This is a genomic window from Synechococcus sp. BS55D (assembly GCF_004332415.1).
In the GTDB taxonomy this organism is placed as follows: domain Bacteria; phylum Cyanobacteriota; class Cyanobacteriia; order PCC-6307; family Cyanobiaceae; genus Synechococcus_C.
On sequence record NZ_PHQT01000004.1, the window covers coordinates 117,287 to 135,983 of the forward strand.

23 protein-coding genes are annotated in these 18,697 nt (G+C 63.3%); 14 read left to right on the top strand and 9 right to left on the bottom strand.

The genetic code is table 11. The features are described from left to right. The first annotated feature begins 46 nt into the window (after nt 1-46). The 9 genes from CWE16_RS09885 to CWE16_RS09920 all read left to right on the top strand — a co-directional run bounded on the left by CWE16_RS09885 (nt 47) and on the right by CWE16_RS09920 (nt 6,335). Nucleotides 47-199, top strand: a complete 153-nt coding sequence (locus CWE16_RS09885; RefSeq protein ID WP_131456776.1) for a high light inducible protein — start codon at nt 47-49, stop codon at nt 197-199. After that, a complete protein-coding gene (rlmN, locus tag CWE16_RS09890) occupies nt 196-1,251 on the top strand; it encodes a 23S rRNA (adenine(2503)-C(2))-methyltransferase RlmN (RefSeq protein ID WP_236629696.1) in 1,056 nt (351 codons plus the stop codon). The genes CWE16_RS09885 and rlmN overlap by 4 nt, the downstream gene beginning before the upstream one ends. A gap of 29 nt (nt 1,252-1,280) precedes the next feature. Further along, nucleotides 1,281-3,047 carry a sodium:solute symporter family protein gene (locus tag CWE16_RS09895; protein WP_131595099.1) on the top strand — a complete coding sequence of 589 codons (1,767 nt, stop codon included), beginning with the start codon at nt 1,281-1,283 and terminating at the stop codon, nt 3,045-3,047. A gap of 33 nt (nt 3,048-3,080) precedes the next feature. Continuing rightward, complete coding sequence (locus CWE16_RS12365; protein ID WP_255417779.1) at nt 3,081-3,206, top strand: hypothetical protein; 126 nt, start codon at nt 3,081-3,083, stop codon at nt 3,204-3,206. A 16-nt stretch (nt 3,207-3,222) separates the two neighbouring features. Beyond that, nucleotides 3,223-4,029 (top strand): HEAT repeat domain-containing protein, encoded by an 807-nt coding sequence (locus CWE16_RS09900; RefSeq protein ID WP_131595101.1) that lies wholly within the window; start codon nt 3,223-3,225, stop codon nt 4,027-4,029. 88 nt (nt 4,030-4,117) lie between these two features. After that, nucleotides 4,118-4,321, top strand: coding sequence for a DUF2997 domain-containing protein (locus CWE16_RS09905; RefSeq protein ID WP_131456782.1), 204 nt, complete (start codon nt 4,118-4,120; stop codon nt 4,319-4,321). Further along, a complete protein-coding gene (locus CWE16_RS09910; protein ID WP_131456784.1) occupies nt 4,321-4,713 on the top strand; it encodes a DUF1257 domain-containing protein in 393 nt (130 codons plus the stop codon). The genes CWE16_RS09905 and CWE16_RS09910 overlap by 1 nt, the downstream gene beginning before the upstream one ends. Nucleotides 4,714-4,731: 18 nt before the next feature. Then, entirely contained in the window at nt 4,732-5,133 is a 402-nt protein-coding gene (locus CWE16_RS09915; RefSeq protein ID WP_131595103.1) for a ferredoxin, read from the top strand. Then, nucleotides 5,130-6,335, top strand: coding sequence for an aldo/keto reductase (locus CWE16_RS09920; protein WP_131595105.1), 1,206 nt, complete (start codon nt 5,130-5,132; stop codon nt 6,333-6,335). The genes CWE16_RS09915 and CWE16_RS09920 overlap by 4 nt, the downstream gene beginning before the upstream one ends. Here the strand turns inward: CWE16_RS09920 and rsmG are convergent. After that, the gene (gene rsmG, locus CWE16_RS09925) at nt 6,332-7,084 is read right to left on the bottom strand and encodes a 16S rRNA (guanine(527)-N(7))-methyltransferase RsmG (RefSeq protein WP_131595107.1); all 753 of its coding nucleotides are present in this window, start codon (nt 7,082-7,084) and stop codon (nt 6,332-6,334) included. The genes CWE16_RS09920 and rsmG overlap by 4 nt on opposite strands. A 58-nt stretch (nt 7,085-7,142) precedes the next feature. Here rsmG and CWE16_RS09930 point away from each other — a divergent pair, with 58 nt between their 5' ends. The 3 genes from CWE16_RS09930 to CWE16_RS09940 all read left to right on the top strand — a co-directional run bounded on the left by CWE16_RS09930 (nt 7,143) and on the right by CWE16_RS09940 (nt 8,218). Further along, nucleotides 7,143-7,664, top strand: coding sequence for a J domain-containing protein (locus CWE16_RS09930; RefSeq protein ID WP_131595109.1), 522 nt, complete (start codon nt 7,143-7,145; stop codon nt 7,662-7,664). After that, nucleotides 7,606-7,872 (top strand): DUF3143 domain-containing protein, encoded by a 267-nt coding sequence (locus CWE16_RS09935; RefSeq protein ID WP_131595111.1) that lies wholly within the window; start codon nt 7,606-7,608, stop codon nt 7,870-7,872. The genes CWE16_RS09930 and CWE16_RS09935 overlap by 59 nt, the downstream gene beginning before the upstream one ends. Before the next feature lie 166 nt (nt 7,873-8,038). Next, entirely contained in the window at nt 8,039-8,218 is a 180-nt protein-coding gene (locus CWE16_RS09940; RefSeq protein WP_236629682.1) for a hypothetical protein, read from the top strand. Between the two features lie 36 nt (nt 8,219-8,254). Here the strand turns inward: CWE16_RS09940 and CWE16_RS12170 are convergent, their stop codons facing one another. Genes CWE16_RS12170 through CWE16_RS09960 form a run of 5 tightly spaced genes read right to left on the bottom strand, consistent with a single transcriptional unit; the run spans nt 8,255 to nt 11,693 of the window. Continuing rightward, entirely contained in the window at nt 8,255-8,410 is a 156-nt protein-coding gene (locus CWE16_RS12170) for a hypothetical protein (RefSeq protein ID WP_164498758.1), read from the bottom strand. Then, entirely contained in the window at nt 8,407-9,084 is a 678-nt protein-coding gene (gene bioD / locus CWE16_RS09945) for a dethiobiotin synthase (protein ID WP_131595114.1), read from the bottom strand. The genes CWE16_RS12170 and bioD overlap by 4 nt, the downstream gene beginning before the upstream one ends. Next, on the bottom strand, nt 9,081-9,842 hold the full coding sequence (locus tag CWE16_RS09950) for a methyltransferase domain-containing protein (RefSeq protein ID WP_131595116.1): 762 nt from the start codon (nt 9,840-9,842) through the stop codon (nt 9,081-9,083). The genes bioD and CWE16_RS09950 overlap by 4 nt, the downstream gene beginning before the upstream one ends. Then, on the bottom strand, nt 9,839-10,561 hold the full coding sequence (locus CWE16_RS09955; RefSeq protein WP_131595118.1) for an alpha/beta hydrolase: 723 nt from the start codon (nt 10,559-10,561) through the stop codon (nt 9,839-9,841). The genes CWE16_RS09950 and CWE16_RS09955 overlap by 4 nt, the downstream gene beginning before the upstream one ends. Then, complete coding sequence (locus tag CWE16_RS09960; protein ID WP_131595314.1) at nt 10,554-11,693, bottom strand: aminotransferase class I/II-fold pyridoxal phosphate-dependent enzyme; 1,140 nt, start codon at nt 11,691-11,693, stop codon at nt 10,554-10,556. The genes CWE16_RS09955 and CWE16_RS09960 overlap by 8 nt, the downstream gene beginning before the upstream one ends. A gap of 64 nt (nt 11,694-11,757) precedes the next feature. Between CWE16_RS09960 and CWE16_RS09965 the strand changes: the two genes are divergently transcribed. Further along, nucleotides 11,758-12,684: a bile acid:sodium symporter family protein gene (locus CWE16_RS09965; RefSeq protein WP_131595120.1), complete on the top strand. Its 927-nt coding sequence runs from the start codon at nt 11,758-11,760 to the stop codon at nt 12,682-12,684. Nucleotides 12,685-12,694: 10 nt separating this feature from the next. Continuing rightward, entirely contained in the window at nt 12,695-15,469 is a 2,775-nt protein-coding gene (locus CWE16_RS09970) for a DEAD/DEAH box helicase (protein WP_131595122.1), read from the top strand. On the opposite strand, the gene fumC is transcribed toward CWE16_RS09970, so the two are convergent. From fumC to CWE16_RS09990, 3 genes are all read right to left on the bottom strand, one after another. Then, a complete protein-coding gene (fumC, locus tag CWE16_RS09975; RefSeq protein ID WP_131595123.1) occupies nt 15,470-16,867 on the bottom strand; it encodes a class II fumarate hydratase in 1,398 nt (465 codons plus the stop codon). It lies immediately after the preceding gene. A 113-nt stretch (nt 16,868-16,980) separates the two neighbouring features. Further along, nucleotides 16,981-18,276 (bottom strand): adenylosuccinate lyase, encoded by a 1,296-nt coding sequence (gene purB / locus CWE16_RS09985; protein ID WP_131595125.1) that lies wholly within the window; start codon nt 18,274-18,276, stop codon nt 16,981-16,983. Nucleotides 18,277-18,344: 68 nt separating this feature from the next. Next, nucleotides 18,345-18,485: a hypothetical protein gene (locus CWE16_RS09990; protein WP_236629683.1), complete on the bottom strand. Its 141-nt coding sequence runs from the start codon at nt 18,483-18,485 to the stop codon at nt 18,345-18,347. Between the last annotated feature and the right edge of the window lie 212 nt (nt 18,486-18,697).

Genomic DNA, 18,697 nt, shown 5'->3' on the forward strand with positions numbered 1-18,697 from the left:
TGTCGGATCAGCGCCATCAGACTCAATGTCGCTGCAGACCATGGTCATGCTTGAGCCCACCTTGATTCCGAAACGCCGTAAGCCCCGCTACGGCTTTCACCTCCATACGGAACGGCTCAATGGCCGTGTGGCCATGCTTGGGTTTATTGCTTTGTTGGCGGTGGAATTCAAGCTGGGCCACGGTCTACTGACTTGGTGAGCTCGACTCCGGAGCCGGTGGCCCTTCTGGGCCGCAGCGCCGCAGATCTTGAGCAGTGGGCTGTCGACCAGGGGCAGCCGGCTTTTAGGGGGCGGCAGCTCCATGACTGGCTTTACGCCAAGGGAGCCCCTGATCTGGCCTCGATCACGGTGCTCCCGAAGGCCTGGCGAATCGCTCTCGAGGAGCAAGGTGTCACCGTCGGTCGTCTTAAGGAGCAGGACCGACGGATTGCTACTGATGCCACCACCAAGTTGCTGCTGGCCACCAACGACGGTGAGTTGATTGAAACGGTTGGCATCCCCACAGACCAACGGCTGACGGTTTGTGTCTCCAGTCAGGTGGGCTGCCCCATGGCCTGTCGTTTCTGCGCCACCGGGAAGGGGGGCCTCCAACGCTCCCTCGCCACCCACGAAATCGTCGATCAGGTGCTCAGTGTTCGCGAGGTGATGGATCGCCGTCCCTCCCATGTGGTGTTCATGGGGATGGGAGAACCCTTGCTGAATATCGACGCCGTGCTGGGCGCGATTCGCTGTCTTAATGACGACCTCGGGATCGGTCAGCGCCGGATCACCGTGAGCACTGTGGGGGTGCCGCGCACCTTGCCGCAGCTGGCTGAACTGGCGATGAGTCGCCTGGGTCGGGCCCAGTTCACCCTTGCCGTGAGTCTGCATGCGCCTAATCAACGGCTGCGAGAGGAGCTGATCCCCACCGCCCATGCGTACCCCTACGACGCCCTGCTTGATGACTGCCGCCATTACCTGGCGGTCACAGGACGACGCGTCAGTTTCGAATACATCCTTCTCGGCGAGCTCAACGATGCCACGAGTCATGCCGCAGAACTTGCTGACCGGGTTGGTGGCTTTCAGAGCCATGTGAACTTGATCGCCTACAACCCCATCGACGAAGAGGATTTTCAGCGACCCTCCCCTGAGCGGATTGCTGCATTTCGGCAGGTTCTCGAACGCCGTGGTGTGGCGGTGAGTCTGCGGGCCAGTCGGGGGCTCGATCAGGATGCGGCCTGCGGACAGTTGCGGCGGAATCGCACCACTTGATCGAGACTGCCGCCATCCGGCAGGGCTCCATGGCGGCAATTGACTGGCTGATCCTTGTTCTTTATCTGGCGGGGACCCTGGTTCTCGGCCTCTGGCTGGCCCGACGCAATCGTGGAGAGGACGATTACTTCGTGGCCGGTCGCAGCCTCAGTGGCTGGCTGGCTGGGGCCTCGATGGCTGCCACCACCTTCTCCATCGATACGCCCCTCTATGTGGCGGGTCTCGTGGGTACCCGTGGGCTGGCGGCCAACTGGGAGTGGTGGGGATTTGGTCTCGCCCATGTGGCGATGGCCGTGGTCTTCGCGCCGCTTTGGCGGCGCAGTGGTGTGCTGACTGACGCCGCCTTTACAGAGCTGCGCTACGGCGGGCCAGCCGCCGCCTGGTTGCGGGGGATCAAAGCCTTCCTGCTAGCGCTTCCGGTCAACTGCATCGGCATCGGGTATGCCTTCTTGGCGATGCGCAAAGTGGTGGAGGCGCTGGGGATCGTCGCGGATCAGCCGATTCCTGCCTTCGGTGGCCTCTCTGACACTGTGCTGCTGTTGGCGGTTGTGGCAGGCCTTGTGCTCACTTACACCGCCGCCGGTGGTCTCTGGGCTGTTGTGGTCACTGATTTTGTGCAGCTTCTGCTGGCCTTGCTGGGGGCCCTGGCGGTTGCCTGGGCTGCAATCCATGCCGCCGGGGGGATGGATGCACTTCTGAGCAGTCTCGATGCCCTCGGCCGTCCGGAACTGCTGTCGCTGGTGCCTTGGCGCTGGACGGATGCAGGCCTCGACTGGATTGGCGGTGCCGGAATCAGTGTGTCCACGTTTTTGGCCTACCTAAGCGTGCAGTGGTGGAGCTTCCGCCGAAGTGATGGCGGCGGTGAGTTCATCCAGCGCATGCTGGCCACGAAGGATGAACAGCAGGCGCGCCTCGCCGGTTGGGTGTTCTTGGTGGTCAACTATCTCGTTCGGAGCTGGCTTTGGGTGTTGGTGGCGCTTGCCGCGCTTGTGCTTCTGCCGGACCAAAGCGACTGGGAGCTGAGCTATCCCGCTTTGGCGGTTCAGTACTTGCCGCCGGTTGTGCTCGGCCTCGTGGTCGTGTCATTGGTGGCCGCTTTCATGAGCACGGTGAGCACTTCCGTGAACTGGGGGGCCAGTTATCTCACCCATGACCTCTACCAACGTTTTATCCGGCCGGAGGCCTCCCAGCGGGAGCTGCTGTTGATCGGGCAACTGATGAGTGTGCTGCTGGTGGTGCTTGGCGTGATCACCGCTCTCATCAGCGATAGCATCGGCACGGTGTTCCGTTTGGTGATCGCCATTGGGACCGGGCCAGGGGTCGTGCTTGTGCTGCGTTGGTTCTGGTGGCGGATCAACGCCGCCGCTGAGCTGGCTGCCATGCTCTGCGGCTTTTGTGTTGGCCTCAGCACTTCGGTGGTGCCTGTGCTGCAGATCTCGGATTACGGCTCGCGCTTGATGGTCACCACAGCCCTGACTGCCGTGGTCTGGGTGGTGGTGATGCTCAGCACCCCACCCGAAGCAGCAGCGGTCCTCGAGCGCTTCGTGCAACAGGTGCAGCCCCCCGGGCCCGGTTGGCGCCGTTGGCGTCGACCCGATGCCAGCGATGGAGGCGAGTCTCTACCAGCCCTACTCTTCCGTTTCCTTTTGAGTAGTGGCGTGCTCTTCGGCGCCCTGCTCGGATCGGGCGCGTTCCTGCTGCATCAGCAGCTCAGCGGTTGGATCGGGCTGATTGTCACGGTGGTTTGCCTGACGTTGCTGCTGCGTTCGGGCCGCCGTAGGTCTCTGGCCGTCTGATCGCCACCCAGAATGGCCGAAAGCGTTTGTTCCGTGAGTTTCTTTCGCACCACCCTGCTGCCCCTGATGATCGTGGGCTTGTTCGCCTTGGCTTTGTTCGCCGTTAGTGCGCGCATCTGGCTGCCGGGCGACATGCTGGCCCCGGCTCCGGTGGGCTGAGCGTACGATCGGCGCCATGAGCGAGCGATTCACTCCAGACGGTGATGAGGGCCTGGTCAACCTGGCCATCGATCCGGATGTGCTTGCCCGTGAACTGGCTGCGGAGCTGCTCGGCGATCCTCTCGACGAGATTGATCTCGATGATCCGCAGGAGGAAGCTCTCCATGCCGCCCGTGAATGTGATCAGGGGCTGGCCTGGTTGCAGCAAGGCCATGAAGAACGTCTTCAAGGGTTACGCGTGTTCTGTGAGCACCGCGACCCCCGAGCCGTCCCCCTGTTGCTGCCTCTGCTCAGCCAGGCCTGTCCAGTTGTGCGGATGAGCGCGGTCTACGCGCTTGGCCGCAACCCCTCCCCTTCCGCAGTTGAGCCGCTCCTGCAGCTGCTCCAGGTGGACAGCAATGCCTACGTCCGCAAAGCGGCAGCCTGGAGCCTGGGCAATTACCCCGATGCCCCGGTCCTTAACCCCCTGATCCGCTCGTTGCAGGTGGATGTGGCCTCCGTCCGGCTCTGGGCGACCGTGGCCTTGGCTGAAGCTGGAATGACCTCCCCTGCGAAAGCGGATCTTGCTGCAGGACAGCTCCTGATCAGCCTGCGGATCGATAGTGAGCCTGTAGTCCGGAGTAACTGCATCTGGGCGCTCGGTCGCCTTGTGGAGCAGCTCGTTGAGCCGCGTCGGGCTGATGTGATCGAAGCGTTCGTGAACGCCTTGCTCCATGATCAGGAGACTTCCGTCCGCGATGAGGCACGGACGGCTCTGGAGCAACTCGAAAACCCCGAGATTCTGGAGCGCCTGCAGACCTTGGTGGATGAAGGTTTGCTCTGAGTCATTGGGAGCTGACACCGGCCTGTAACAGTCGCCCGTCAGTCGCCAGGCACGTTGCCTAGCATTCTTGTCTCCATGGTTGAGGCGAATGCCCCAGCGCACACTCCGTTTCCGCATTCGTCCTGACGGACGGGTTGAGGAGCGCGTTGAAGGCGTTGAAGGTGAAGCCTGCCTCGGTCTGACTGAGCGATTGGAAGCAGCTCTCGGTTCTGTCGAGCGCCGCGAAGCCACCAGTGAGGCCTATGGCACCCAGGCGGCACAGACCCAACCTCTTCCCGTTGAGCAACTCTGATGTCTCATTTCAGCACGGTTCGTACGGAGCTTCGTCAGCGCGATCCGCTGATGGCTGCGCTTCGCGATCTTGGCTACGAGCCCGAGTCGGGCTCCCGCCCTGTGCGCGGTTACCGAGGTCAGACCGTTGATGCTGATTTGGCGGTCAAGATGACCGAAGGCTCTGACTTGGGCTTTCGTTGGAATGCTTCAACCGGCAGCTACGAGCTGGTGACCGATCTCGACCTCTGGCGCCAGCCCATTCCCGTTGAGCGCTTTCTCCAGCGCTTGACCCAGCGCTATGCCCTTCACACAGTGCTCAGCGCCAGTGTCGAGGAAGGTTTTGCGCTGAGTGAGCAAACGACCACTCAGGATGGATCGATTGAGTTGGTGGTGACCCGCTGGGACGCCTGATTCCTTTCCCATTGCGGCGTGTCATTGCCCTTCGATCCCTCTGCGGCCTATCGCGCCACCGTTGACGGTGGCGATCAGCGCAGTGGTGATGAGCCTCTTCTCGGAGGGGCGTTGCGCGAGCGTGCTGTGTGGGTGGATGAGGCCGTTTGTATCGGCTGTCGTTACTGCGCCCATGTGGCGTCGAACACTTTCGCGATCGAGCCCCGACTGGGCCGTTCCCGTGCGATTCGACAGGACGGCGACAGCACGGAACGGATCCAGGAGGCGATTGAGACCTGCCCAGTGGATTGCATCCACTGGGTTGGTTTTGAGGAGCTCGATGGTCTGCGGGCCCGGCTTGAGGCAACGGAACTGCTTCCGCTAGGGCTTCCTTCTCCAGCCAGGCCCCGACGGCAGTTGCCCCGATCTTCAGGCCCATGAGCGCTGCGCTGCCGACGCGTCGGTTCGGGCGGACCGAACTACCGATGCCGATCCTTTCTCTTGGAGGGATGCGTTTTCAGCAGAGCTGGACTGATCTCGAGGCTGACGCGATCACCGCTGAGTCTCAGCGACTACTCGAGGCCACCTTGGAGCGTGCCGTCGCCTGTGGTTTGCATCATGTGGAAACCGCTCGTCATTACGGCAGTTCCGAGCGCCAGCTGGGCTGGGCGCTCGACAGGGTGCCGGATCGGAGCCGCCTTCTTCAGACCAAGGTGCCGCCCCACGACGATCCAGAGGTTTTCGAAGCTGAGCTCCGACTGAGTGCGGAGCGCCTCGGAGGACGACGCATTGACCTCCTCTCCATCCATGGCATCAACCGTTCGGAACACCTCGCGCAAACCCTGCGTCCTGGTGGCTGCCTTGAGGTTGTGCACCGTTGGCAGCGCGATGGCCGGATCGGCCATGTCGGCTTCTCCACCCATGGACCCACGCCGCTGATCGAGGAAGCGATCGCCAGTGATGCCTTTGATTACGTGAATTTGCACTGGTATTTCATTCGCCAGGACAACGAAGCGGCGATTGCAGCGGCGGCGGACCATGACATGGGGGTGTTCATCATCAGTCCCACCGACAAGGGAGGACATCTGCACACCCCTTCCGTGCCGATGCAGGAGCTCTGTGCGCCCTTGCATCCGATCGTCTTCAACGACCTCTTTTGCCTGGGGGATCCGCGTGTGCATACCATCAGCGTCGGGGCCGCACGATCGGAAGACCTTGATCTACATCTCCAGGCCGTGTCGCTTCTGGACAGGGCTTCTGAACTCGTGCCCCCTGTGGAGCAGCGTCTGGAGCGAGCGGCCAAGGAAGTCCTGGGTGAGCCTTGGGTGTGCAGCTGGCGCCAGGGCCTTCCCGGCTGGGAGGACACACCCGGAGAGATCAATCTGGAGGTGCTGCTCTGGCTCCATGGACTGGTGGAAGCCTGGGGCCTTGAGGGTTACGCCAAAGCCCGATATGGATTGCTCGGCAAAGCCAGTCATTGGTTTCCTGGCGCCAATGCTGACCCCCTTGACCAGCAGGTGTCGGAAGCCGAGCTGCTGAGCGTTTTGGGTGCCAGCCCTTGGGCGACGCAGATCCCCGCGATTCTTCGTTCCTTACGAGCGCGGGTGGGTGGAGCGGAGCAGCAGCGTCTATCGAGCGCTTAATTCAGGTCGAGACCCAAGGGCAGTTTGGCCGGTATCCCGATGGCTCTTGGGTAGGAGGCAGGGCATCTGGCCTGGGGACGTAGACGCAAGAGATGGCGCGGCCCTTTGTCGGCTGGCAGCTCGCAGTGCTGACGTTCCGCAAGGTTCGCCCAAAGGGGCTTGAGGGCGCCCTGAAGCTGCAGCTCATCCTCCGGCGTCCAGCGACCGCGATACAGCAGGGCCTCCCCTTCCTCTCGCAGGAGGGGAACCAGATATTCGGCAACCACAGGAGCTGAGGCCACGGCACGGGCCATGGCTCGATCGAATTGGCCACGGCAGTGTGGATCTTGGCCGGTGCGTTCGATCCGTTCCGTGCGCACTTGGACGCGATCAGCAAGCTCGAGGCTGCGGGCCATCGCCAGCACCGCTGAGGTCTTGCGACCGACGGAATCCACGAGTGTGAGCCGGGCGCCGGGGAGGGCGATGGCGACGGCCAGTCCAGGAAACCCCCCGCCGGTGCCCACATCGATGCAGTCCAGGGGCGCATCTGGCGTCTGCAGTTCCCTTTGGAGGGGCCAGAGACTGTCGAAGACCTGAGCAATCCAAAAATCAGCTCCTTCGAGCAGTCGGGTCAAGTTCACCCTGCTGTTCCATTCCTTCAGCTCCTGCTGCAGCCGGATGAACTGCTCCAGTTGTCGGGCTGAAGGTGTCCAGCCCAGGGCCTCCCAGAGATCCTGTTCCGGTCGATCGAAACGGGACGGGTTCGGCATCGAGATCCGACCGTTGGTTCTTCCTAGGATGCCTCCCCGAGGATGACCCGGTGCGCCCGTGGCTGAGAACCGGACCCTCTACGACCTGCTGGGGGTTGATCCAGGAGTGGATGCAAGCGGTCTTCGTCAGGCTTTTCGTCGTCGAAGCAAGGCGCTGCACCCCGACACCACCCAGTTGCCTGCGGAGCAGGCTTCCCGCGAGTTCCAGCAGCTATGCGAGGCCTATGCGCAGCTGGCAGATCCCCGACGCCGCGCCTGTTACGACGCCGGATTGCAGGAACCAGTCGCCCCTGTGCAACGCGTAACGGCATCGGCTTCAGAGGCTGGATGGGGGCGGATCGGTGAGCGACGTCCTCTCTCCGGGGGCGAGTGGTTGTCGATCGTCCTGCTGCTGGGGGCTCTGCTGCTCTGTCTCGTGCTTGGCCTTGGGATGGGATGGCGTCGGGGGGTGCAGCTGCAGGTCGCGCCCAGCTGGATGCTGCAGGAGCAGACTTGGTCTGATTCAGAGTCCTCCCGCAGTGATGTCCTCCCTGCCCCCGGGCCAGACGCCGCTCAATCAGCACTCCCTTCGCTCCCTTGAGCTCTGGCTTGAGGGGCTTGGGGCCCTACGCAGTGAGGAAGACCCCTGCCTTTGGTGTTGGACGCAGCCTGATTGGTCTGCCGAGATTCGTCTTGACCAGGAGGAGCTTTGGGTGAGCTGGCAGTCTCCGGGGCAGGACGCTCAGCGCAGGTTTTCCTACGGCTTGTCTCGTCTGGATGTCGAGGCGGCCATGAGGGCCGGTCCTTGAAGGGAGCGCCATGATGGACATGACGTTGAGGCCGCCCACCATGGCCACAGCACAGACAACGATTAGACGATCCAATCGTTTTATCGATTCGCCTCGGTCCGACTCAGGCAGGCGTTTTGCAGTTTTCAATTGCAGTCTCGACCCCCGCGCCTGCGGAACACGGCAGATGTTCTTCGAGGGTGGATGGCCCTCGATCAAGGTGCGCCTCGAGATGGGCGGTTGGTCTCCTTGTCAGATCGATCAGATCCACGAGCAGTTGCGACAGGGATGGCCGCTGGCTCTGGCCGTGCGTCATGTCGCTCTTCTCAACGGACTGTGTCCCTTGCGCTCTCGGCCCCTCGGTTGAGGGTGGCCTCGGGAGATCTCTGATTTCCGGCTGGATTCAGCGGCAGACTTCGCTTCGGTCTTCTGATGGCGTGGAGAGAGGGCCGCAGTTGAACCAGCGAACGATGCCGACTTCCACATCGGTGAACAGCACCAGAATGCCTCCGCAGAGCAGGATCACGGCAGCAGTGGCCCAGGTCTGGCGGCTCGTCATTGGGGGCAGTCCTGCTCATTCAGAATCCGTTCGAACTTAGGGCCCAGTCCCTGAATGCGCCATTGCTCCGCCAGGGCCTGGGCATTCAGCGGTGCTAATGGGGGTAACTGGGCCAGTACAGGCACCCCGGCAAGCTCCTCCAGGGTGCGGGGGTTATCGGGATGGATTGGGCCGTTGAGGATGAGTCCCAACACCGGAATGCTCCGTCGGTTGAGGGCCTCCAGGCTGAGCAAGGAGTGGTTGAGAGTGCCCAGGCCGCTACGGGCCACCAGCAGCACAGGTAACTGCCAGTGTTCCAGCTGGTCGATTTGTCGCCATGTGCGTGTGAGTGGCACGTGAAGACCACCGGCGGTTTCGATGACCAGCGGACATTGGTCTTGGTTCGGGGGGGACAGCCGTTCGGGATCGATCTCTTGGTTCTCCATCTCCGCGGCCCAGTGGGGAGAGACAGGGGGCTGAAAGGCGTAGGCCTCTGGCAGCCAGCGCTCCGGCGGAAGGTGCAGCAGGTTCACCAACCAGTCGCGATCACCGCCCTGTTCCAGGCCGCTCTGCACCGGTTTCCAGTAGCGGGCTTCCAGTCCCTGCACCAGCAGAGCACTCACCACGGTCTTGCCCACGTCGGTGTCGGTGCCGCAGACCACCAGACGGGGGCCCGGGCAAGGGCGTTCATTCATCGCCGGAGTAGCAGGATCTGGATCAACCAGGTGAGTCTGATCTGGCCATTGGAGTTGCGGTTCGGCCAGCACCGTTCGAGGCGGCGCCAGCCGCCTACCCCTAGGGGAGTGCAGGGGGAGCTGCCGGCGCCGATTTGGCGCATGGGCCGAAGCAGCGCAACGGCGCTGGAGGCCTGCTGGCTAAAGCGGTAGCACCTGTTGTGCTGAATCGCTTCGACTGGCAGGTTGGCGACCAAATCCTGCGGGTTGGGGAAGGTGTGGGCTGAGCAGCGCTCCCCACTCACCCTTGCCGCTGCGTGCCACTGGGGAAAGCTGCCCTCCACGGGCAGGGCAACCGCCAGCCAGTCGCCAGGGGCGAGGGCCCTGAACCAGTGCTCCAGCTGCAGATCGGGCTGCTCAAGCCAGTGAAGACAGAAGCTGGACGCCAACAACCGCGGTGGCTCTTGCCAAGGGGGCAGTCCGTCCTGAAGGCGCCACAGCAGGGTGGTGCTTCCGGCCGGCTGCAGGCTCAGCATCGCCTGGCTCCCATCAAGTCGGGTGAGTCGCTGTCCCGGATGAAGGGCCTCCAGGGCCTCCGCAAGCAGTCCGGTGCCGGAGCCCAGATCCACCCATAAGCCCCGGCGAATCGGGAGGCGCTGGCAGAGCGCCGCCAGACGCCAGGCGACAGCCCGCTGCAGCCGGGCGTGGGCGTCATAGGACGGTGCCGCCCGGCTGAATTCATGCAGCACGTCCTGCTGCCAGTGGGGCGAATCCCTCAAGATGAGGCCGCTCCATCCAGCCAGCGCTGCACCCTGCAGACCAGGTCAGGAACTGGTAAGGCATGGCCCACATCCTTCAGGGTCCAATGTTCAGGAGCGGCCTGCAGTTTCTGTTGCAGATCCAGCAGCAATTGGCGACTGGCGGCTGACGAGACGATCGCATCGGCACCAGCCTCCACGACGAGCACTCTCGCCTGGGTGGGGATGCCGTCTGGCAGGCCGATGGTCTGGCTGAGCAGTTCGAGATCGCGGCGCAACCGGTCTCGGCCTTCGGAGCTGAGACCTTTCCTTAGGGGGCCGCTGGGCAGTACATCGGGGTCCGCTGGATCGGCAGCCCGGGCGAGAAAGGTCGTGAGCATGGCGGTTTCCCCCTCAGTACCAATGGCTGCATGCATGCCGTTGAGGGCCGTTCGCAGGGCGCGGCCTCCGGCACCTGTTGGGATGAATCTCCCGAAGCTGGCTAGAAGCACCACATCGGTGGCTTGGCACAGCACAGTCGCCTGGACCAGATGAGGGCCGAGGGAATGGCCGATGAGGACCCGACGCTCGCTGTTGGCATGCCATTGGGGCTGCGCAAGGGGACGTCCGCCGTAGCCCCGTTCTCCGCTTTGCCAGTGCCAGCCATGGCGGTCAAAGTGGCGTTGCCAGGGCTCCCAAGCACAGCTGTCTCCACCCCAGCCGTGCATGGCGATCACCTCTTGCCTCGGCAGATCAGCCATCCGCCAGCGCCCTCAGCAGTACCTCCAATGTCTCATCGGGGAGGTCGCGGTGCAGCACAAGCCGCAGGCGAGCCGTTCCCTCGGGCACGGTGGGAGGGCGGATCGCCACGGTGAGCAGGCCTGCCTTCTCCAGTTGATGCTGCCGATCGAGTGCCGCCTGGTCGGCCCCCACGATCAGGGGCAGGATCGGCCCGCAACCGCTAGGCCGCTGCCAGCCTGCGGCCTGGAGATGGTCCCGCCAAAGGATGCTTCTCTCCATCAGTTGCTGACCCCAGTCGGGATGGTGACGGATCAGGTTGAGGGCCGCCAACGCTGCAGCGACCAATGGAGGCGCAAGGGCAGTGGTGTAGCGGAAGGCGCCGCTGCTCTGCAGCAGGACCTCCCCCAGCTGGGTATCAGTGGCCAGGAAGGCACCGCCGCTTCCGAACGCTTTGCCAAAAGTGCCGCTGATCATCGTCACGCCCTCCAGGCCGTAGGCGAGGCCGCGCCCGGCTGGACCAAGAACTCCCAGGGCATGGGCCTCATCCACCAGCAGGCGCGCCCGGTGCTGGCGGCAGAGAGCTGTCAGCTCCATCAGGGCTGGGCTGGTGCCCTCCATGCTGAACAGGCTTTCTGTGATCACCAGCAGCGGTTGGTCAGGGTTTCTGGTTCGGCAGGATTCGAGCAGCTCCTTCACAGCGTTGAGGTCGTTGTGGGCGAAGCGTTTCAACCGTGCGCCGCTGGCCTGCACCCCGACCAGCAGGGAGTGGTGGATCAGGCGATCCGCCAGCACGGTGCAGTGGCGATCCGCCAGGGCGGAAATGGCCGCAAGATTGGCCTGAAAGCCGCTGGGGAAGAGCAGCACCCGATCCCTCCCCAGCCAGTCGGCGAGCTCCGCTTCCAATGCGCCATGAACCGGCCGGCTTCCGCTCACGAGTCGGGACCCTCCGGCACCGACTCCACTGCGCTCGAGTTCCGCTTGGGCGGCAGCGATCAGAACGGGGTGTCGGTTGAGCCCGAGATAATCATTGCTGGCGAGATCAAGGAGTGGGCCGCTCGCCGCTTGAAAGCCATGCGCTTGCAGCCTGGCGCTCCCAGGTGCGGGGACCCAGGTGCGCAGCTGACGGCGACGGGCTGGGGGCAGGCTCTCCATCTCCTCACTCTGCTGCAGTGCCAGGGCAGGACAGGATGGTGAGGTTGCCTGCCTGGTCACTTTGATGCCCCCCCGGCTGCTGGAGCGCTTCACCCTGCTTTTCCCATGCTGGACCTTGCTGGCGGCCGGTCTTGCCCTGGCGTTGCCGGGCTTGTTCGCCTGGGTTGCTGGTCCGGTGATCGTGTGGTCCCTGGCCGTGATCATGCTCGGCATGGGTCTAGGGCTGGAGCCTGCCGATTTCCGTCGGGTCCTGACTCGGCCGCGGCCGGCCCTGCTGGGTGTGCTGCTGCAGTTTGTGGTGATGCCGTCTCTGGCGGCATTGGTGGCCTGGGGCCTGCGTTTGGAACCACCGCTTGCCGTCGGCTTGATTCTGGTCGGCTGTTGCCCAGGGGGCACCGCGAGCAACGTGGTCGCTCTGATCGCTCGCGCGGATGTGGCGCTCTCGGTGGTGATGACGTCCCTCAGCACCGTCTTGGCGGTGGGGCTGACGCCGCTGCTGAGCAGCATTTTGGCGGGCCGCTACGTGCCTGTGGATGGCTGGTCGCTTCTGGCCAATGTGCTCCAGGTGGTGTTGATACCGGTGGCTGTTGGGGTGTTGCTCAAGCAGGGGCGTCCAGGATTGGCTCGGAGGATCGAGCCGCTGATGCCCCCAGTTGCTGTGTTGGCGATCGCCTTGATCGTTGCTGGGATCATCGGTGCCCAGCGGGAGGCCCTGCTCACTCAGGGCTTCCTGTTGCTGCTGGCCACACTTCTGCTCCATGGCAGTGGTTTTCTCCTGGGTCTGGTGCTGCCGGTTCTGCTCGGGGAGTCTCGACGGGCAGCACGCACCATCAGCATCGAGGTGGGCATGCAGAACTCGGGTCTGGCGGTGGTGCTGGCTCGAAGCGGAGGATTCACCAGCCCCCTCACCGCCCTCCCAGGGGCGATCTCCGCCGTGGTGCATTCCCTGATGGGAAGTGCGCTGGCGGCCTGGTGGCGGAAGCGTCCCTAGGATCGCTTCTATGGCGGAAACCGACACCCAGGCTGCTGAGCCCGCGAGCGTGGGGTCGCCAGATCCGGCGCGGATCTTTCCCTTCCCCCTGGATGCCTTTCAACTGGAGGCGATCGATGCCCTGAATCAGGGGCATTCGGTTGTCGTGAGTGCTCCCACCGGCTCCGGTAAGACGCTCGTTGGTGAATATGCCATCTATCGGGCGATGGCCCACGGCCAGAAGGTTTTTTACACCACGCCTCTCAAGGCGCTTTCCAACCAGAAACTGCGTGATTTCCGCAGGCAGTTTGGGGCGGAGAACGTCGGTTTGATGACCGGTGATCTCAGCGTCAACCGGGAGGCCTCCATCGTGGTGATGACCACCGAGATCTTCCGCAACATGCTCTACGCGGAAGCGGACGAGCATGACGATCCGCTTGCGGATGTTGAGGCGGTGGTGCTCGATGAATGCCATTACATGAACGATTCCCAGCGGGGCACGGTCTGGGAGGAGTCGATCATTCACTGCCCGCCAGCGGTCCAGTTGGTGGCCCTGTCGGCCACGGTGGCCAATGCCGGTCAGCTCACCGATTGGATTGAGCGGGTGCATGGGCCCACCCGTCTGGTGCTGAGTGATTTCCGGCCGGTGCCGCTTCAGTTCAGTTTCTGCAGTGCCAAGGGACTGCATCCCTTGCTGAATGAGGAAGGGACCGGACTGCATCCCAATTGCAAGGTTTGGCGCGCTCCGAAGGGCAGCAAACGCAAAGGTCGCTCTCCGAAACCTCCCCAGCCGGAGCCACCACCGATCAGCTTCGTCGTGGCCCAGATGGCCGAGCGCGACATGCTTCCCGCGATTTATTTCATCTTCAGCCGCAGGGGTTGCGATAAGGCGGTTCGCGATCTGGGGGTGCAATGTCTGGTGAGCGATGCCGAGCAGGCTCGAATCCGATCTCGTCTCAAGGCCTATGCCAGCGCCAATCCGGAGGCGGTCCGTGATGGCTTGCATGCCGATGCCCTGCTTCGTGGCATTGCGGCCCACCATGCCGGCGTGCTTCCCGCCTGGAAGGAGCTGATCGAGGAGCTGTTCCAGGAGGGGTTGGTGAAGGTGGTCTTCGCCACGGAAACCCTGGCGGCGGGGATCAACATGCCGGCGCGCAGCACGGTGATTGCAGCCCTGTCGAAACGCACTGAACGGGGCCACCGGCCGCTGATGGCCAGTGAATTTCTGCAAATGGCCGGCCGGGCCGGCCGGCGCGGCCTCGACTCCCAGGGTTATGTGGTGACGGTTCAGAGCCGCTTCGAGGGGGTGCGGGAGGCAGGACAACTGGCCACCAGTCCAGCCGATCCGCTGGTGAGTCAGTTCACCCCCAGCTACGGGATGGTGCTCAATCTCTTGCAACGTCATGATCTCGCCAAGGCGAGGGAGCTCGTGGAGCGCAGCTTCGGGCGCTATCTGGCGAGCCTGGATTTGGTGGAGGAGGAGGAGATCCTCACCCAGCTCAGGCTTCAGCTGGGTCAGTTGCAGGGCACAGCTGGGGATGTGCCTTGGGAAGACTTCGAGGATTACGAGAAGCGTCGGGCTCGATTGCGGGAGGAGCGGCGTCTCTTGAGGATCCTGCAGCAGCAGGCGGAGGAGACCCTGGCCCATGAGCTGACGTTGGCTTTGCAGTTCGCCAGTGTCGGCACCCTGGTGAGCCTTAAGGCCCCGCAGTTGCGGGGCGCGGTGACGCCAGCGGTGATCGTCGATAAGCAGGACGGTCCTGGTCAGTTCCCCCTGCTGCTTTGCCTCACCCACGACAATGTCTGGCTGCTGCTGCCTTGCCAGGCCGTGGTGAGCTTGCATGCGGAGCTGAGCTGCCTGCAGGTGCATGGAGTTGAGGCCCCTGAACTGCGTCGATCGGGTGAGCTCCGCCATGGGGATCAACGCAGTGGCGGTCTGGCACTCGCCGTGGGCCATATCGCCCAACGCCATGACATGACCACTCCCCAGTACGACCTGGCCGGAGAGGTTCTCTCTCAGGCCCGTCTTGTGCAGGAGCTGGAGGCCGACCTCGAGGCTCACCCGGCGCACCGCTGGGGGGATCGCCGCCAGCTCAAGAAGCATCGGCGTCGCATGGAGGAGCTGGAGTTGGAGATCAGCGAGCGTCAGCAGCTGCTTCATCACCGCGCCAACCGCCACTGGGAAACCTTCCTGGCTTTGATCGAAATCCTCCAGCACTTCGGCTGCCTCGATGATCTGGAACCCACCGAGATAGGCCGCACCGTGGCGGCTCTGCGCGGAGATAACGAACTGTGGCTGGGCCTGGCTCTGATGAGTGGCCATCTCGATGATCTGCCGCCAGCGGAACTTGCGGCTGTGTTTGAGGCGATCAGTACGGAGGTCAATCGCCCTGATTTATGGAGCGGATTCCCACCGCCGCCTCGGGCAGAGGAGGCACTCCACGATCTGATGGGAATCCGTCGCGAGTTGCTTCGGGCCCAGGAGCGCGCCCAGGTGGTGGTGCCTGCTTGGTGGGAGCCGGAGCTGATGGGGCTGGTGGAGGCCTGGGCGCGCGGCACGGCCTGGAACGATCTGATCGCCAATACCTCCCTGGACGAGGGTGATGTGGTGCGGATCATGCGGCGCACCGTGGATTTGCTGGCGCAGGTGCCCTATTGCGAGGCGATCAGCGAGCAGCTGCGTAGCCACGCTCGCCAGGCGCTCAAAGCGATCAACCGCTTCCCGGTGGCCGAAGCTGATGATCTGCTGAAGGCCGCGGCGGCGGAATCCGGGGGATTGAACCCAGCCACGGAACGGGCTGCCTAATCAGCTGCCAGGGTGCGTCATGGCAGCTGGATTCACGATCCGGTCAAAATCTGTGGCACTGACGTAGCCGAGTTCCAAGGCGGCTTCCCGAAGGCTGGTGCCATTGGCGTGGGCCTGTTTGGCGATGGAGCTGGCCTTCTCGTAGCCGATTGCTGGGGTCAGTGCCGTGACGAGCATCAGGGAGCGCTCCACTAACTCCTGGATCCGCGGACGGTTGGGCTCCATCCCTTCCACCATCGCCACCCGGAAGCAGCGACAAGCATCGGTCAGCAGCGTGATCGCTTGCAAGAGATTGAAGCCGATCAGCGGTTTTGAGACGTTCATCTGCAGATGGCCGCCAGCACCGGCTAAAGCGACCGCTGCATCGAGGCCCATCACATGGGTGCAAACCATCGCCATCGCCTCGCATTGGGTGGGGTTCACCTTGCCGGGCATGATCGAGCTGCCAGGTTCATTCGCTGGAAGATTCAATTCACCGAGTCCCGCTCGGGGGCCGCAGGCCAGTAAGCGGATGTCATTGGCGATCTTGAGCAGGCTCACCGCCAGCAGTCGCAGCTGCCCCATCGTGTTCACAAGCCCGTCATGGCTAGCCATCACAGCGAATTTGTTCGGTGCTGAATGGAAGCCCACGCCCACCAGCCGGCTTAGTTCCGCCGCGGTCTGCTCGGCATAACCCGGCGGTGCATTCAGACCTGTGCCTACAGCCGTGCCGCCGAGGGGAAGGGCTCGGATCTCCTCAAGGCTCGCCTCGATCCGCGCCCGGCCTGCGCTGATTTGGTCACGCCAGGCCGAAACTTCCTGCCCCAGGGTGAGGGGCACGGCATCTTGCAGGTGAGTACGGCCAATTTTGACGATCTCCTGCCAGGCCTCGGCTTTGGCGGCCAAGGCGCTGACCAGCTGCCCGAGCTCCGGTAGCAGCCTGGATTCGATGCCTGCCACTGCAGCGATGTGGATTGCAGCTGGAAAGGCATCGTTGGTGGACTGGGAGCGGTTGACGTGGTCATTGGGATGCACCGGCCGATGGCTGCCCAAGGGCTCGCCTGCCGCCCTGGAGGCCAGATTGCTGATCACCTCATTGACGTTCATGTTCGTCTGGGTGCCGCTGCCTGTCTGCCAGACGCGCAGTGGGAATTGATCGTCGTGCTGGCCTGATGCCACAGCAGCGGCTGCCGCAACGATCGCGTCCCGTTGGCCGGGCTCCAGCACCCCGAGGCGAGCGTTCACGATCGCTGCCGCTTCTTTGATCCTGGCGAGGGCATGGATCAGTTCCGCCGGGATGCGATCGGAAGCGATCGCGAAGTTTTGGAGCGAGCGCTGGGTCTGGGCTCCCCAAAGAGCCTCAGTGGGAACCGCAATCGGCCCCATGCTGTCGGTCTCGATCCTGGTGGTGTTCGTCATCGTTTTGGATTGGGCCTGAGCACCATGGCGATGATCAGCAGCAAGCCACTGACGCTCACCACCACATAGATCTAGTCTGCGTAGGGGGTCCAGAACATGCCGCGTTCAGGGCGTCAGAGTCCCAGTCGCTCCCAGATCACGCCGAGATTGGACTGGTGTAGATCCGTGCTGAAGCAGTCAGCTAGCTGCTCGGCGCTGAGTTTGCCAGTGACTTCAGGATCTGCCGCCAGGTTGGCCCGGAAGTCGCCGCCGTTGCTGTTCCAGGCGGTGTGGGCGTTGCGCTGAACCACCCGATAGGCATCCTCTCGGCTCATCCCGGCATCCACCAAGCCAAGAAGCACGCGTTGGCTGAAGACCACGCCGCCATACACGTTCATGTTGCGACGCATGTTGTCGGGATAGACCCCCAGACCGGCTACAACGGCCGTCATCTCCCGCAGCATGAAGTGCAGTGTCACCGAGCAGTCGGGAAGCATCATCCGCTCGGTGGAACTGTGGCTGATGTCGCGTTCATGCCAGAGGGCTACGTTCTCGAGAGCGGCTACCACGTAGCTACGCAGCACCCGCGCGAGGCCGCTGATGCGTTCGCTGCGGATCGGATTGCGCTTGTGCGGCATGGCGGAACTGCCCTTCTGCCCTTTGGCAAAGCTCTCTTCCACTTCAAGAACGTCAGTCCGTTGCAAGTTGCGGATCTCGGTCGCGAATCGGTCGAGCGAAGCGCCGACGAGGGCCAAAGTCTGGATGTAATCCGCGTGACGATCACGGGAGATCACCTGGGTGCTGGCGGTGTCTGGAGTGAGGCCGAGGCGCTCGCAGGTGAGGCGTTCAACTTCAGGATCCGTATTGGCGTAGGTGCCCATGGCGCCGCTGATCTGGCCTACGGCCACATCCTTTTCCAGCCGCTCGAGGCGATCGGCATTGCGACGGGTCTCCGCAAGCCAGCCGGCCAGCTTGAATCCGAAGGTGATCGGTTCCCCATGGATCGCATGGGAGCGGCCGATCATCACCGTGGACTTGTGCTCAGAGGCCAACTTGGCGATGGCTGCATCCAGGGCGGCTAGCTCCTGACGCAGCAGAGCCACCGATGCTTTCAGTTGCAGAGCCAAGCCAGTGTCCAGCACATCGCTGCTGGTCATGCCCACGTGGATGTAGCGACCCGCATCGCCGACGTGCTCATTCACATTCGTGAGGAAAGCGATCACGTCGTGACGCACTTCGGCCTCGATCTCCAGGATCCGCTCCGGCTCGAAGGCCGATTTCGTGCGAATGTCCTGCATGGCGTCTTCTGGCACACGGCCAAGGCTGCAGTTGGCTTCGCAGGCGGCGACCTCTACATCGAGCCAGCTCTGATATTTCGCCCGGTCAGTCCAGAGCGCGCCCATCTCGGGCAGGGTGTATCTCTCGATCAAGGCCAGCGCGTGGCAACGACCTCACCAATGTATGGCCTGGGCTGGGTTGCTCAGGAGGAGCACGTCTCTTAGGCCGAGGTCAGGCGTTGATGCTCCACTTCCCACTGCACGTGTTGCCCCCAGGCCTGCTGGCGCACCCAGCAACGCCCTCCACGGCATTCGATCACCTGAAAGGGAGGCAGATCGCTCGGGTGATTGTCGATGGTCACGAAAGTGCCGGGGGGGAGCAGCTCAAGGACGCGGTTTGGCTCGACATTTGGCAGGCTCCGCAAATGTGGGCGATGGGATGTCCTGTTGCGCTTGCTGGAGCGGGGGGGCTGATGGGCTGACACGTCCTTGCGGGCGGCTTGGAACGATCTTCCTGGTGGTCACCGCCGCTCCGGGAGGAACCCTGGTTTTTGTTCGGTTTTCTCCTCTGCTT